The sequence below is a fragment of the Streptomyces sp. Tue6028 genome, assembly GCF_002300165.1.
Lineage (GTDB): Bacteria > Actinomycetota > Actinomycetes > Streptomycetales > Streptomycetaceae > Streptomyces > Streptomyces siamensis.
Window position 1 is genome coordinate 139322 of the sequence record NZ_MLCE01000029.1, and the last position, 14709, is coordinate 154030.

Consider the following 14709-nt stretch of genomic DNA (forward strand, 5'->3'; position numbering starts at 1 on the left):
GCGGCGGCGCACCCGCGGAGCCCCGCGTTGCCCGCGGGAGTCCTGCGTCGGCGGAGTTCCGCCTTACTTGACGATCGCGCCGATCTTCGGGGCCGGCTCGTTCTTGTAGTTGGCCGGGCCGAAGTTCTTCTCGACCGCCTTCTGCCAGGAACCGTCGCTGACCATCTTCTCCAGCGCCTTGTTGATCTTGTTGACCGTGGCGGTGTCACCCTTCTTCACACCGACGCCGTAGTTCTCGTTGCTGAGCTTGAGCCCGGCGAGCTTGAACTGACCCTTGTACTTGTCCTGCGCGGCGAAGCCCGCGAGGATCGAGTCGTCGGTGGTCACCGCGTCCACGGCACCGCTCTGCAGGCCCGCGATGCACTCCGAGTAACCGGCGTACTTACGCAGGTTGGCCTTGGGGGCGATGGTGTCCTTGACGTTCTGGGCCGAGGTGGAGCCGGTCACGGAGCAGAGCTTCTTGCCGTTGAGGTCCGTGCCCTTGGAGATGTCCGAGTCGGTCTTGACCAGCAGGTCCTGGTGGGCGAGCAGGTAGGGGCCGGCGAAGTCGACCTTCTGCTTGCGCTCGTCGGTGATCGAGTACGTGGCCGCGATGAACTTGACGTCGCCGCGGGCGAGCGCGTTCTCGCGGTCGGCGCTCTTGGTCTCGACGAACTCGATCTGGTTCGGCTTGTAGCCGAGCTCCTTGGCGACATAGGTCGCCACGTCCACGTCGAAGCCGGAGAACGAGCCGCTGGGCTCCTTCAGGCCGAGGCCCGGCTGGTCGTACTTGATGCCGATCTTGATCTTGCCGCCGCCGGAGGACGACCCGTTGTCGTCCTTGTCGCCGGAGCCGCACGCCGTGGCGGTGACCGCGAGCGCGAGGACGGCGGCCGAGGCGGCGGTGACCTTGCGGAGCTTCATGGTGAACATCCTTTGACTGGTGAAGAGATGCAGTTCTTCAGGAACGAATGAGGGACTTCGGGGGCTGGACTCCGTCGACGAGGGCCAGCCGTGAAGAAGTGCAGGACGTCAGTGGTGCAGGATCTTCGACAGGAAGTCCTTGGCACGGTCGCTGCGCGGGTTGCTGAAGAACTGGTCCGGCACAGCCTCTTCGACGATGCGACCGTCGGCCATGAACACCACCCGGTTGGCGGCAGAACGGGCGAAGCCCATCTCATGGGTGACGACGATCATGGTCATGCCGTCCCTGGCGAGCTGCTGCATGACCTCGAGGACCTCGTTGATCATCTCGGGGTCCAGCGCCGAGGTCGGCTCGTCGAAGAGCATGACCTTGGGGTCCATGGCCAGCGCCCGGGCGATCGCGACACGCTGCTGCTGGCCGCCCGACAGCTGTGCGGGGTACTTGTCCGCCTGCGTGCCGACGCCGACGCGGTCGAGAAGCGTGCGGGCCTTCTCCGCCGCGGCCTTCTTGTCGGCCTTGCGGACCTTGATCTGCCCCAGCATCACGTTCTCGAGCACCGTCTTGTGCGCGAAGAGGTTGAAGGACTGGAAGACCATGCCCACGTCGGCCCGCAGCCGGGCGAGTGCCTTGCCCTCCTCGGGCAGCGGCTTGCCGTCGATCGAGATGTCACCCGAGTCGATGGTCTCCAGGCGGTTGATGGTGCGGCACAGAGTGGACTTTCCGGACCCGGAGGGCCCGATGACCACGACGACCTCGCCGCGGGCGATCGTCAGGTCAATGTCCTGGAGCACGTGCAACGCGCCGAAGTGCTTGTTGACGCCCTTCAGGACGACCAGTTCCTCGGCCGCGGCCACGGCGTCCTTGGCCACCGATGCTTCGGTCATCGCTTTTGGCTCCATCCTCCTCGGTTTCGGAGGACAGTAGTAACCCCGTACGACCAGCGTCATTACATCTGAGGGGAACTTGAGCATCACGATCCGGTAGCAATCGGACACGTGTCGTAGCAGGGGGTACGCGGTCGCGTACCGGCTGGGTAACGGAAGCCGTCGGCAACCCGATGGCTCTTGACGCCATCCTTATCCATCGGCGTGACTTCCACAGTGCACGCGCGCGTGCGTCGCGTTTCTACAAGCCGAGACCGTACGACCGATGAACCGGAGGGGGCCGGAATGAGACTGCTCCTCGTCGAGGACGACAACCATGTCGCCGCTGCCCTGTCCGCGGTGCTGGCGCGACACGGTTTCGACGTCACGCACGCCCGCAGCGGCGAGGAGGCGCTCCAGGCGCTGGTGCCGGAGTGCGACGGCTTCGGGGTCGTCCTGCTCGACCTGGGACTGCCCGACCAGGACGGCTACGAGGTGTGCGGCAAGATCCGCAAGCGGACCAGCACCCCGGTGATCATGGTCACCGCCCGCTCCGACGTACGCTCCCGCATCCACGGCCTCAACCTCGGCGCCGACGACTACGTGGTGAAGCCGTACGACACCGGAGAGCTGCTCGCCCGTATCCACGCCGTGAGCCGGCGCAGCGTGCCGGACGAGGCCGCCACGCACGGCGAGACCGCGCTGCGGCTCGGACCCGTGCACATCGAACTTCCCAACCGCCAGGTCACCGTCGACGGTTCGACCGTCCAACTGACCCGCAAGGAGTTCGATCTCCTCGCACTGCTGGCCCAGCGGCCCGGGGTGGTCTTTCGCCGGGAACAGATCATCAGCGAGGTGTGGCGGACCAGTTGGGAGGGGACCGGGCGCACCCTGGAGGTGCACGTCGCGTCCCTGCGTTCCAAACTGCGCATGCCGGCGCTGATCGAGACCGTACGCGGCGTCGGGTACCGGCTCGTCGCCCCGGTGCCGTAGCGGGGCCGGGTGCGCACACGTCTTCTGCCGCTGCTCATCGTCCTGATGGCCGCCGTGCTGCTGGCGCTCGGTGTTCCGCTGGCCGTGAGTGTGGCGGCGGCCGAGCAGCAACGGGTGGTCGTCGACCGCATCGACGACACGGCGCGCTTCGCGGCCCTCGCCCAGTTCGTCACGGACCCGCCGACCGCGGCCCCGGAGAACTTCACCGACGAACGCGGCCAGACCCTGCGCACGGAACTCGCCCGCTACTACAGCGTGTACGGCATCCGGGCCGGCGTCTTCTACCGCAACGACACGCCCATGGCCAACGCCCCGGACACCTGGCTCCTGCCCAAGAAGGGCGAGGCGCGCGACGCGTTCAACGAGGCGCGCGTCAGCCGGCGCAGCCACGACCCGCAACAGGTCTGGCCCTGGCAGCGGCACCGCCTCGTCGTCGCCTCCCCGGTCATCAGGGACGGTGACGTCATCGCCGTCGTCGTCACCGACTCGCCGACCGGGCAGATGCGCTCCAAGACCCTGCACGGCTGGCTGATCATCGGCGCGGGCGAGATCGCCGCGATGCTGCTCGCGCTCGGCGCGGCGCTGCGCCTCACCGGCTGGGTCCTCAGGCCGGTACGCGTCCTGGACGCCACCACCCACGACATCGCGACCGGGCGTCTGAAGTCCCGGGTGGCGGCCGCGGGCGGCCCGCCGGAGCTCAGACGCCTGGCCCGGTCGTTCAACGAGATGGCGGACAACGTCGAAGAGGTCCTGGAGCAGCAGCGCGCCTTCGTCGCCGACGCCTCGCACCAGCTGCGCAATCCGCTCTCGGCGCTGCTGCTGCGCATCGAGCTGCTCGCCCTGGAACTGCCCGAGGGCAATGAGGAGATCGCGTCGGTCCGTACCGAGGGCAAACGGCTCGCCCAGGTGCTCGACGACCTCCTCGACCTGGCGCTCGCCGAGCACGCCGAGGCCGACCTCCAGCTGACCGACATCGGGGCCCTGACGGCCGAGCGCGTGGCGTCCTGGCAGCCCGTCGCCGAGAGCAAGGGCGTACGGCTCGCGGGGGCCTGCCCGGCCACCACGGCCTGGGCGGACCCCGTCACACTGTCCAGCGCCCTGGACGCGGTCATCGACAACGCGGTGAAGTTCACGCCCGGGGGAGGAAGCGTCGACGTGGAGGTCGCCTCGAACGGGGAGGCCTCGACGATCGTCGTGACCGACGGCGGCCCCGGCCTCAGCGACGAGGACCTGGCCCGCATCGGGGACCGGTTCTGGCGCAGCGCGGGACACCAGAACATCAAGGGCTCGGGCCTCGGCCTGTCCATCTCGCGCGCACTGCTCTCGGCGGGCGGCGGCTCCATCGCGTACGACCACCACGAGCCGCACGGCCTGCGGGTCACGGTGAAGGTGCCGAGGTCGGGGCCGGCCGCCTGAGCGACCGCCGTCCGGCCGGGGCGGGGCTCGATCGACCGCCCTCGTGCGGAGCCTCGGCCCGAGGAGCGGACGTCCCACGCGCGGCCCGGCCGTGGGTGACCGCCCCGGCGCGCGGCCAGGACTTGAGCGGAGTCAGGGCTTGGACTTGAGCGGAGTCAGGGCTTGATCGACCGGTAGTAGCGGCGGGCGCCCTCGTGCAGCGGCAGGGGGTCGGTGTAGATGGCCGTGCGCAGGTCGACGAGCTGCGCCGCGTGCACCACGGCGCCGATGCGGTCGCGGCTGGCGATCACCGTGCGGGTGAGCTCCTGGGTGAGCTCCGCGTCCGCGTCCTCCCGGGTGATCAGGTAATTGGCGACCGCCAGCGTCTGCACGGACATGCCGCGCTGAGCCTTGGGGTAGGCGTCGGCGGGCATCACCGCGGCGCGGTAGTAGCGGGAGGCGCCGCCCTGCTCGTGCAGCTTCTTGATGAGTTTGCTGCCGATCGGCACGAGCCTGATGCTGTCCGTCTTGGACAGTTCCACCACGGCGCTCGTCGGCAGTCCGCCGGACCAGAAGAAGGCGTCTATCTTGTGCCGCTTGAGCAGGTCCGGCATGGTCGCGATGCCGTCGGCCACCGGGCGGATGTCCTCGGCGGGGTCGAGCCCGGCCGCCTGGAGCACATGGTTGGCGATCAGCCGTACCCCGGAGCCGCTCGGGCCCACGGCGACGGTCTTGTTCCGCAGGTCCGCCACCGACCTCACGGACGACGAGCGCGGGACCACCAGGTGCACGTAGTCGTCGTAGAGCCGGGCGCAGCCCCGCAGCCGCTTCGCCCCCGGCTTGCCGTGCAGCAGGTACGTCTCCACCGCGTCGGCCGCCGCGATGGTGAAGTCGGCCTGCCCCGTGGCCACCCGCTGGACGTTCTCCTGCGAGCCGTCGCTGTTCTGCAGACGCACGTCCAGGCGGGGGAGGTCCTTGGCGATGGCGTCCTGGAGGAGGGTGCCGTACTTCTGGTAGACCCCCGTCGGCGTGCCCGTGCTGAACCTGACCGTCCCGCTGGGCGACTCCTCGCCCAGCGGCAGCAGCCACCACAGCAGCAGCCCGAAGACCACGAACGCGGCCGCCGAGCCGAGCAGCGCGCGGCGCCGGCCGATACGGGGGAGTGCCTGAAGCATTCCGCGATCCTGCCAGCCGGGGGCTGCCATGACCAGGGCCGCCCCCGCCGACCGCGCGGCCACCTCCCGGATCGGTAGGGTCGCCGGATGCAGTCCTCCCACCCCTCCCAGGACCCCGCGCCCGTCGTCCCGTCCCCCTCCTCCGGCGTCCCGGACCCCTCCTCCGCCGTCCCCGTGCCTTCGCCCCGTACCCCTGGCGCTCCTGCCGCGTCGCCCGCGTCCCTGGTGCGCGAGTTCCACCTCGCGTTCGGTCTGGACGCCAGCAGTACCCCGACCGAGGTGTCCCCGGCCCTGGCCGCACAGCGCGGTGACCTGCTCGCCGAGGAGGCCGCCGAGGTCGCCGAGGTCTCGGTCGGCGGCCCGCTCGACCGGCTGGCGCACGAGCTGGCCGACGTCGTGTACGTGGCCTACGGCACCGCGCTCGTCCACGGCATCGACCTGGACGCCGTGATCGCCGAGGTCCACCGGTCCAACATGACGAAGCTGGGCCCCGACGGCAGGGTCGCCCGCAGGGCCGACGGCAAGGTCCTCAAGGGGGACCACTACAGGGCCCCGGACGTCGCCCGGATCCTTCGCGGTCAGGGCTGGACGGCCGCTGAGGCATAGGGCGACAGGAGGTACCCCGGGTACCGCCTACCCTTGTCACATGAGCAGCAGCGACCGGAGTCAGGCAGTGGACGTTCAGGAACCCAAGACCTACGAAGTGCGCACTTACGGGTGCCAGATGAACGTGCACGACTCCGAACGGCTCTCCGGGCTCCTCGAGGGCGCCGGCTACGTGCGTGCGCCCGAGGGTTCGGACGGCGACGCCGACGTGGTCGTCTTCAACACCTGCGCCGTCCGGGAGAACGCCGACAACCGCCTTTACGGCAACCTCGGCCGCCTCGCCCCGATGAAGTCGAAGCGCCCCGGGATGCAGATCGCCGTCGGTGGCTGCCTGGCCCAGAAGGACCGCGACACCATCGTGAAGAAGGCGCCCTGGGTGGACGTCGTCTTCGGGACGCACAACATCGGCAAGCTGCCGGTCCTCCTGGAGCGCGCCCGCGTCCAGGAAGAGGCCCAGGTCGAGATCGCCGAGTCGCTGGAGGCGTTCCCTTCGACGCTGCCCACTCGGCGTGAGAGCGCGTACGCCGCCTGGGTCTCCATCTCCGTCGGCTGCAACAACACCTGCACCTTCTGCATCGTCCCGGCGCTGCGCGGCAAGGAGAAGGACCGCAGGACGGGCGACATCCTGGCCGAGATCGAGGCGCTGGTCGGCGAGGGCGTCTCCGAGATCACGCTGCTCGGACAGAACGTGAACGCCTATGGGAGCGACATCGGCGACCGCGAGGCCTTCAGCAAGCTGCTGCGGGCGTGCGGGCAGATCGAGGGACTGGAGCGCGTCCGCTTCACCTCCCCGCACCCGCGCGACTTCACGGACGACGTGATCGCCGCGATGGCGGAGACCCCGAACGTGATGCCGCAGCTGCACATGCCGCTCCAGTCCGGCTCGGACACCGTGCTGAAGGCGATGCGCCGCTCGTACCGCCAGGACCGCTACCTGGGGATCATCGAGAAGGTGCGCGCGGCCATCCCGCACGCGGCGATCACCACCGACATCATCGTGGGCTTCCCCGGCGAGACCGAGGAGGACTTCGAGCAGACCATGCACGTGGTCCGCGAGGCCCGGTTCACCCAGGCGTTCACCTTCCAGTACTCCAAGCGCCCCGGAACGCCGGCGGCCACCATGGAGGGGCAGATCCCCAAGGAGGTCGTCCAGGCACGCTACGAGCGTCTCGTCGCGCTCCAGGAGGAGATCTCCTGGGACGAGAACAAGAAGCAGGTCGGCCGCACCCTGGAGCTGATGGTCGCCGAGGGCGAGGGCCGCAAGGACGGCGCCACCCACCGGCTCTCCGGCCGCGCCGCCGACAACCGCCTGGTCCACTTCACCAAGCCGGACGAAGAGGTGCGCCCCGGCGACGTGGTCACCGTCGAGATCACGTACGCCGCCCCGCACCACCTGCTCGCCGAGGGGCAGGTCCTGAACGTGCGCCGCACGCGCGCGGGGGACGCCTGGGAGAAGCGCACCGCCGCCGAGGCCGCGAAGCCGGCAGGTGTCATGCTCGGGCTGCCGAAGATCGGCGTGCCCGCACCGCTCCCGGTCGCCACGGGCAGCGGCTGCGGCTGCGACTGAACCGGCCTGACCGGGGCCGGGGCGACCCGGCCTGACCGGAGTCAGGCCGACCCCGGTCCGATCAGGGTCGGCCGCTCCGACGTGACCGGGACGAGCCCACCCAGGCCTGACCGGGACGAGCCGACCCAGGCCTGGCCGGGACGAGCCGACCCAGGCCTGGCCGGGACGAGCCCACCCAGGCCTGACCGGGACGAGCCCACCCAGGCCTGACCGGGACGAGCCCACCCAGGCCTGACCCAGGGACTGTCCCGGACCGACCGGAGGCGGGGGCTGACGCGAGCCCCGGACCCGCGGGCGGGCTCGTCGGCGAGGGTTCACCCGGCTGCACGCGCACGCGCCCCTTCCTGCTCACGGGCTGGAAGGCGACTCGGGGCTGATCACCCACCGAGCGCGTTACGCTGCGGATCATGCTTGTAGCCGCCGCAGTCTGCCCCTGCCCTCCGCTGCTCGTCCCCGACGTCGCCGCCGCCGCGGCCCCCGAGCTGGACGCCGCGCGCGCCGCGTGCACCGACGCGGTGGGACTGCTGGCCGCTTCCCGTCCCGACCTGCTGGTCGTCGTGGGGCCCGCCGACGAGTCCGGGCGTGGGACGTTCCCGCAAGGGGCACCTGGCTCCTTCCGTGGGTTCGGCGTCGATCTCGACGTGCACCTCGGGGGAGAGGGGCCCGCCCCGGCCGCGGCGGAGCGTGGGCTGCCGCCGTCGCTGGCCGTCGCCGCGTGGCTGCTGGAGCGGACGGACTGGTCCGACGCCCCCGTCGAGGGACTCGGCGTGGGCGAACCCCTCGCGGCCGAGCGCTGCGTCCGGGCCGGGCAGGCGATCGCCGGACGGGCCGAGCGGGTGGCGCTGCTGGTGATGGGCGACGCCAGCGCGTGCCGGACGCTCAAGGCGCCGGGCTATCTCGACGAGCGTGCGGAAGCCTTCGACGCCGAGGTCGCCCGGGCGCTGGGAGCGGCGGACCTGGCGGCGCTGAAGGCGCTGGACAGCGAGCTTGCGTACGAGCTGAAGGCCTCGGGCCGAGCCGCCTGGCAGGTCCTCGCGGGCGCCGCCGAGGGCGCGGGGCTGGGCGGCGCCCTGCTCTACGACGACGCTCCCTACGGAGTGGGATACCTGGTCGCGGCCTGGTCGTAGCGGACCTGCCGGTGCGCGCGAGCCGGCCGGGTGGGCCGGGCGTGAAAACGGCGGACGGCCGGGAGCCTGGTGCGCTCCGCGGCCGTCCGCCGATATGCGGTGCTGTTCAGGATGCCGGAGGCGGGGACGGCGCGTCCGGCGGGGGCGTGGGCCCGCCACTGTCCTTGTGCGCGAGTCGGTCCATGGCACCCTTCGCCTTGTCCGTGCCCGTGTGGATCTTGTCGCTGTACTTGTGCTTGGTCTTCTCGTCGACCACCTTCGCGGCCTTGTCCAGACCGTCGGTGACCTTGCCCCCGTGCTGCTGCGCGAGGTCCGAGACCTTGTCCTTCGCAGGCGCCAGCTTGGACTTCAATGTCTCCAGGAGACTCATGGTTCCCCTTCTCTCGCGGGACAGTTACTTGCGGGCGCCCTCACCGGCCTCGTTGTCCGCGGCCTTGTCGGCCGTCTGCTGCTGAGGAATCTCCACGTCCTCCTCGGCGGCGGTCGCCGCGGGCTTCTCCGCGGTGGCCGGTCCTCCGGTCTCGGACGATGCCTTCGCCTCCTCCGCCGTCTCCGCCGCGGCGTCGGCCCGGCGCGGGCCGGTCTGCACCTCGGCGGTCGACGCCTCCTCCGTGGCCTTCGACTTCCGGAGAAGCCGTGCAAAAACGCCCATATCCACTCCATACGTTACTCGTGAGGGCGAAATCCCGCGTCACCCGGTGCGTCCCATTGCGTCGCCCGGGTCACCGGTCCTCGAAAACCGGCGGCTGGAACCTCGCAACAGGCAACGACGCCGGACCCGTGGCGTCACGTAGCTCGTTGGAGGAGAGTCCGGGAGGTTTGCGAGACTGGTGCGGTGAGTAGCGCACCCCCCGCCCCCAGGGTCATCGCCGTCGTAGGACCGACCGCGGCAGGAAAGTCTGATCTGGGCGTTTTCCTCGCCCGGCGCCTCGGAGGCGAGGTCGTCAACGCCGACTCGATGCAGTTGTATCGAGGGATGGACATCGGCACCGCCAAGCTGACGCCCGAGGAGCGCGACGGCGTCCCGCATCACCTCCTGGACATCTGGGACGTCACGGTCACGGCCAGCGTCGCCGAGTACCAGCGGCTCGCCCGCACCCGTATCGACTCCCTCCTCGCCGAAGGCCGCTGGCCGATCCTGGTCGGGGGTTCCGGCCTGTACGTCCGGGGAGCCGTCGACAACCTCGAGTTCCCCGGCACCGACCCCGAGGTGCGGGCCCGCCTGGAGGAGGAGCTCGGCCTGCGCGGATCGGGCGCCCTGCACGCCCGTCTGGCCGCGGCCGACCCCGAGGCCGGCCGCGCGATCCTGCCCAGCAACGGCCGGCGCATCGTCCGCGCCCTCGAAGTCATCGAGATCACCGGGAAGCCCTTCACCGCCAACCTGCCGGGTCATGACTCCGTCTACGACACCCTCCAGATCGGCGTCGACGTGGCGCGCCCCGAGCTCGACGACCGCATCGCCCGCCGGGTCGACCGCATGTGGGACGCGGGGCTCGTCGAAGAGGTGCGCACGCTGGAGGAGCAGGGCCTGCGTGAGGGGCGCACGGCGTCGCGTGCGCTCGGATACCAGCAGGTGCTGGCGGCTCTCGCGGGCGAATGCACCGAGGAAGAGGCGCGCGCGGAGACCGTGCGCGCCACCAAACGCTTCGCGCGCCGACAGGATTCCTGGTTCCGTCGCGACCCCCGGGTGCACTGGCTCAGCGGCGCTGCGGCGGATCTCACAGAACTCCCGGAACTCGCACTGGCGTTGGTCGAACGACCGGTTACAGCCTGATCACGTCATGGCATCGGGACGCTCCGGCCGTCATCGCGGCCTCCGGCGCCGTGCCATCATCGAGCTTCGATCGACCAGTGAAGTCCGAGTTGGGAGGGCGCGTGGCGATGGAGGCCGGCCCTCGCGACACAGCACGAGACACCGAGCACGGCGCCGATCCGGACGGAGACCGTCCGGGCATCGGCCCCGATGGAGATCGTCTGAGCATCGACCCGGACGGAGACCGTCTGAACCCCGAGCCGGGCGCGGAGCGACTGAGCTCCGACGGTCCCGAGGACACCCCGGGCGGTGTGACCGCCGACGGGCCCGGGCTCGACGAGATGTCCCCGGGACCCGAGGTCGAGGTCGAGCTGCGCCCGCAGCGCAGGCTGCGCATCTGGCAGCTCGCGCCCATCGTGGGGCTGGCCGCGACCGGCTCGCTGATGTTCGCCTTCCCGTTGGCCTTCGAGTTCGGTGACGGCGGAGCCGTCGTCGCCATGCTCGGCCTGCTGATCTGCTCGTGCGCCGCGGGCTGGGGCATGATGGCCGCCCGCCGCGTCGGCTACACCTGGCCGGGCTTCCCGCCGCGGGGCTCCGGCCGCCGCCCGGACTGGCGCGTGGCGATCGCGTACATGGTGGTCGTCGCCGCGGTGGCGGTGCTCGCCGTGTGGCGTGTGGCGCGGCTGCGCTGACCCCGCCGTCGCCCGTGCCGACGGGCCCCGCGGCGGCGGGAGTGTCGTGCCGACCCCGTACGATCGAGGAATGAGCACGCGGATCGCCTTCCTCAAGGGCCACGGGACCGAGAACGACTTCGTGATCATCCCGGACCCGGAGAACGCCATCGACCTGCCTCCGGCCGCCGTCGCCGCCCTGTGCGACCGGCGCGCGGGCATCGGCGGCGACGGTCTGCTGCACGTGGTCAGGTCCGCCGCGCATCCCGAGGCCAGGGCGATGGCCACCGAGGCGGAGTGGTTCATGGACTACCGCAATGGCGACGGCTCGACCGTCGAGATGTGCGGCAACGGCGTGCGGGTCTTCGCGCGCTACCTCCAGCGTGCCGGACACGTGGCCGAAGGGGACATCGCGGTCGCCACGCGCGGGGGCGTGAAGACCGTGCACCTGGCCAAGGACGGGGACGTCACGGTCGGCATGGGCAAGGCACTCCTCCCCGAAGGCGACGTGACCGTCCGGGTCGACGAGCGCAGCTGGCCCGCCCGCAACGTGAACATGGGCAATCCGCACGCGGTCGCCTTCGTGGACGACCTCGCGCACGCCGGCAATCTGTTCACGCCCCCGCCGTTCAGCCCGGCGTCGGCCTACCCGGACGGGGTCAATGTCGAGTTCGTGGTCGACCGCGGACCGCGCCACGTGGCCCTGCGGGTGCACGAGCGCGGCGTCGGGGAGACCCGCTCGTGCGGCACGGGCGCGTGCGCGGTGGCCGTCGCCACGGCGCGCCGCGACGGCGCCGACCCGGCCGTGACGGGCACGCCCGCGACGTACACCGTCGACGTGCCCGGCGGGCGCCTGGTCATCACCGAGCGCCCGGACGGCGAGATCGAGATGACGGGGCCCGCGGTGATCGTCGCCGAGGGCGAGATCGACGCGGAATGGCTGGCCGCCGCGCAGGGCTGAGCCCCCGCGGCATCCCGTCCGGCGAACCGCCCGGCCTTCAGCCGCACCACACGGCACCGCGGTGCGATGCACGCACCGCACCGCACCGCCCCGTTCCGGCCGGGCCGCACGGTTCTGGTCGGGATCATGCGGCGCGGCGGCGCAGTGCATGGCATCGGCCCGTTCCGGCCGGGCCGCACGAGTCCGGCCGGGACCACACGGCACCGGACCGCGCCGCACGGCACCGGACCGTGCCGCTCCGGTCGAGGTGTCGTTCCCCGCTCTCTCCCCAACCAAAGATCGAAACCGTAAACCCCCGATCCATCGCTCGAATGGGTGATCCGTTTCACGCTCGGCGAGAGGCGGTCAGTCGAGCGTGATGGGCTCGGTAGCATCAAGCACCGGCCCGGACGGGGGATCGAGGCAATCCCCTGAGCCGTGTTCGCCATGGGGCACCCGTCCGCCGGTCTACGCAGCCGGAGGTGCCCATGAGTGCGGAGGCGACGAATCCCGCGACGCCAGGTCCTGCGACGCCCGCCCCCAAGGTCTCGGCCTCGCTGGAGCAGGCGGTCCCCGCGGCACACCGCAGGAAGAGCCGTCCGCGGATCGACCTGCGCCGCCTCGGCAGGGCCGCGCTGCTGGGCCCGGCGGCCCGCGACCGGCTGCCCGACGCCATCGGCCATGTCGCCGACGCGCACCGCGCCCACCACCCCGACGCGGACCTCGAGGCCCTGCGCCGCGCGTACGTGCTGGCCGAGTCCTCGCACCGGGGCCAGATGCGCAAGAGCGGCGAGCCGTACATCACGCACCCCCTCGCGGTGACCCTGATCCTCGCCGAACTCGGCGCGGAGACCACGACGTTGACCGCCTCCCTGCTCCACGACACCGTCGAAGACACGGAAGTGACGCTCGATCAGGTGCGGGAGGAGTTCGGGGAGGAGGTCCGCTACCTGGTCGACGGCGTCACCAAACTGGAGAAGGTCGACTACGGCGCCGCCGCCGAGCCCGAGACCTTCCGCAAGATGCTCGTCGCGACCGGCAACGACGTCCGCGTGATGTCGATCAAACTCGCCGACCGGCTGCACAACATGAGGACCCTCGGCGTCATGCGCCCCGAGAAACAGGCGCGGATCGCCAAGGTGACCAGGGACGTGCTGATCCCGCTCGCCGAACGGCTCGGCGTCCAGGTGCTGAAGACCGAGCTGGAGGACCTCGTCTTCGCGATCCTGCACCCCGAGGAGTACGAGCGCACCCGGGAGCTGATCGCCGAGAACGCGGCGCGCGCCGGCGACCCGCTCGCGGAGATCGCCGACGAGGCCCGCGCGGTCCTGCGCGACGCGGGCATCCAGGCCGAAGTCCTCGTGAGGCCACGGCATTTCGTCTCCGTGCACCGGGTGTCGCGCAAGCGCGGACCGATGCGCGGCGCCGACTTCGGGCGGCTCCTGGTGCTGGTGAACGAGGACGCGGACTGCTACGGCGTCCTGGGCGAACTGCACACCTGTCTCACCCCGGTGGTCTCGGAGTTCAAGGACTTCATCGCCGTCCCCAAGTTCAACCTCTACCAGTCGCTGCACACGGCGGTGGCGCGCGGGGACGGGGAGGTGGCCGAAGTCCTCATCCGCACCCACCAGATGCACAAGGTCGCCGAGGCCGGAGTCATCGCGCTCGGCAGCCCCTACGCCACGCCGTCGGAGGACCAGGCCGACGGCGACGGCGAACGGCCCGACGGCGAGCGCGCCGACCCGACCCGCCCCGGCTGGCTGTCCCGGCTCCTCGACTGGCAACAGGGTGCCCCGGATCCGGACACCTTCTGGTCCACCCTGCGCGAGGATCTCGCCCAGGACCGCGAGATCACCGTCTTCCGAGCCGACGGCGGCTCGCTGGGCCTCCCCGAGGGAGCCAGCTGCGTGGACGCGGCGTACGCGCAGTACGGCGAGGACGCCCACGCCTGCATCGGCGCCCGCGTCAACGGCCGTCTGGCGACGCTGAGTACGGTCCTCAGGGACGGCGACACCGTGCAGCTCCTGATGGGCCAGGACCCGGCCTCCGAGCCGTCCAGGGAGTGGCTGGAGCACGCGCACACGCCCGCCGCGCGGATCGCCATCCAGCGCTGGCTGGCCGCGCACCCCTCACCCGCCGCCGACCCGTCGTCCGAGGATTCCGGGGCACCCGAGGCCGCCCGCCGCCCGGCCGTCGAGGCCCCCGCCGAGCGTCCCGTCCAGGACACGCCCGCGGAACGGCCCGCCGCCAGCGCCGTCGTCGACCAACCGGGCGCGTCCGTACGCCTCGCCGGATGCTGTACGCCCGTACCGCCCGACGAGGTGACCGGCTTCGCCGTGCGCGGGGGAGTGGTGACCGTCCACCGGGTGGAGTGCGCCGGGGCGACGCGCATGAAGAGCGGGGGACGTGCGGAGATCGGCGTGCGCTGGGGGGACACCACCGAATGCCGCGTCACCCTGGTCGCCGAGTCCTTCGGCCGGCCCCACCTGCTCGCCGACCTCACCGAGGCCATCGCCCTGGAGGGCGTCGCCATCGTCTCGGCCACCGTCGAACCCCCCAGCCAGCAGCGCGTGCGCCACACGTACACGCTCCAACTTCCGGACGCGGCGCGCCTGCCCCGCCTGATGCGGGCCATGCGGAACGTGCCGGGGGTGTACGACGTGAGCCGCGCGCAGCACCAGGCGGCAGCCCCGCAATAGGCCGCCGCGCCGACCC

14 protein-coding genes are annotated in these 14709 nt (G+C 71.3%); 9 read left to right on the forward strand and 5 right to left on the reverse strand.

Annotated elements, in window-relative coordinates:
• Positions 1-63 precede the first annotated feature (63 nt).
• Together BKI49_RS28095 and BKI49_RS28100 are read right to left on the reverse strand one after the other, a co-directional pair.
• Positions 64-903 (reverse strand): glutamate ABC transporter substrate-binding protein, encoded by an 840-nt coding sequence (locus tag BKI49_RS28095; protein ID WP_095937058.1) that lies wholly within the window; start codon positions 901-903, stop codon positions 64-66.
• A 108-nt stretch (positions 904-1011) separates the two neighbouring features.
• On the reverse strand, positions 1012-1788 hold the full coding sequence (locus BKI49_RS28100) for an amino acid ABC transporter ATP-binding protein (RefSeq protein ID WP_095937059.1): 777 nt from the start codon (positions 1786-1788) through the stop codon (positions 1012-1014).
• Between the two features lie 285 nt (positions 1789-2073).
• Between BKI49_RS28100 and BKI49_RS28105 the strand changes: the two genes are divergently transcribed.
• Together BKI49_RS28105 and BKI49_RS28110 are read left to right on the forward strand one after the other, a co-directional pair.
• A complete protein-coding gene (locus BKI49_RS28105) occupies positions 2074-2760 on the forward strand; it encodes a response regulator transcription factor (RefSeq protein ID WP_095937060.1) in 687 nt (228 codons plus the stop codon).
• Positions 2761-2769: 9 nt separating this feature from the next.
• Positions 2770-4176: a HAMP domain-containing sensor histidine kinase gene (locus BKI49_RS28110; RefSeq protein WP_095937061.1), complete on the forward strand. Its 1407-nt coding sequence runs from the start codon at positions 2770-2772 to the stop codon at positions 4174-4176.
• 155 nt (positions 4177-4331) lie between these two features.
• Here the strand turns inward: BKI49_RS28110 and BKI49_RS28115 are convergent, their stop codons facing one another.
• Positions 4332-5330 (reverse strand): TAXI family TRAP transporter solute-binding subunit, encoded by a 999-nt coding sequence (locus BKI49_RS28115; protein ID WP_095937062.1) that lies wholly within the window; start codon positions 5328-5330, stop codon positions 4332-4334.
• Between the two features lie 87 nt (positions 5331-5417).
• Between BKI49_RS28115 and BKI49_RS28120 the strand changes: the two genes are divergently transcribed.
• The 3 genes from BKI49_RS28120 (at position 5418) to BKI49_RS28130 (ending at position 8630) form a co-directional block, all read left to right on the forward strand.
• Positions 5418-5936 carry a pyrophosphohydrolase domain-containing protein gene (locus BKI49_RS28120; RefSeq protein ID WP_095937063.1) on the forward strand — a complete coding sequence of 173 codons (519 nt, stop codon included), beginning with the start codon at positions 5418-5420 and terminating at the stop codon, positions 5934-5936.
• Positions 5937-5976: 40 nt separating this feature from the next.
• The gene (gene miaB, locus BKI49_RS28125) at positions 5977-7503 is read left to right on the forward strand and encodes a tRNA (N6-isopentenyl adenosine(37)-C2)-methylthiotransferase MiaB (RefSeq protein WP_095937064.1); all 1527 of its coding nucleotides are present in this window, start codon (positions 5977-5979) and stop codon (positions 7501-7503) included.
• A gap of 407 nt (positions 7504-7910) precedes the next feature.
• Positions 7911-8630, forward strand: coding sequence for a class III extradiol dioxygenase subunit B-like domain-containing protein (locus BKI49_RS28130; RefSeq protein WP_095937065.1), 720 nt, complete (start codon positions 7911-7913; stop codon positions 8628-8630).
• 106 nt (positions 8631-8736) lie between these two features.
• On the opposite strand, the gene BKI49_RS28135 is transcribed toward BKI49_RS28130, so the two are convergent.
• Both BKI49_RS28135 and BKI49_RS28140 read right to left on the reverse strand, forming a co-directional pair.
• The gene (locus BKI49_RS28135; protein WP_028802327.1) at positions 8737-9000 is read right to left on the reverse strand and encodes an antitoxin; all 264 of its coding nucleotides are present in this window, start codon (positions 8998-9000) and stop codon (positions 8737-8739) included.
• Positions 9001-9024: 24 nt separating this feature from the next.
• Positions 9025-9282 (reverse strand): hypothetical protein, encoded by a 258-nt coding sequence (locus tag BKI49_RS28140; RefSeq protein WP_095937066.1) that lies wholly within the window; start codon positions 9280-9282, stop codon positions 9025-9027.
• A gap of 183 nt (positions 9283-9465) precedes the next feature.
• Here BKI49_RS28140 and miaA point away from each other — a divergent pair, with 183 nt between their 5' ends.
• The 4 genes from miaA to BKI49_RS28160 all read left to right on the forward strand — a co-directional run bounded on the left by miaA (position 9466) and on the right by BKI49_RS28160 (position 14693).
• The gene (gene miaA, locus BKI49_RS28145) at positions 9466-10404 is read left to right on the forward strand and encodes a tRNA (adenosine(37)-N6)-dimethylallyltransferase MiaA (protein WP_095937067.1); all 939 of its coding nucleotides are present in this window, start codon (positions 9466-9468) and stop codon (positions 10402-10404) included.
• Positions 10405-10511: 107 nt separating this feature from the next.
• Complete coding sequence (locus tag BKI49_RS28150) at positions 10512-11075, forward strand: hypothetical protein (RefSeq protein WP_095937068.1); 564 nt, start codon at positions 10512-10514, stop codon at positions 11073-11075.
• Positions 11076-11145: 70 nt separating this feature from the next.
• Complete coding sequence (dapF, locus tag BKI49_RS28155) at positions 11146-12015, forward strand: diaminopimelate epimerase (RefSeq protein WP_095937069.1); 870 nt, start codon at positions 11146-11148, stop codon at positions 12013-12015.
• A 467-nt stretch (positions 12016-12482) separates the two neighbouring features.
• Positions 12483-14693, forward strand: a complete 2211-nt coding sequence (locus BKI49_RS28160; protein WP_095937070.1) for a RelA/SpoT family protein — start codon at positions 12483-12485, stop codon at positions 14691-14693.
• Positions 14694-14709: the final 16 nt, after the last annotated feature.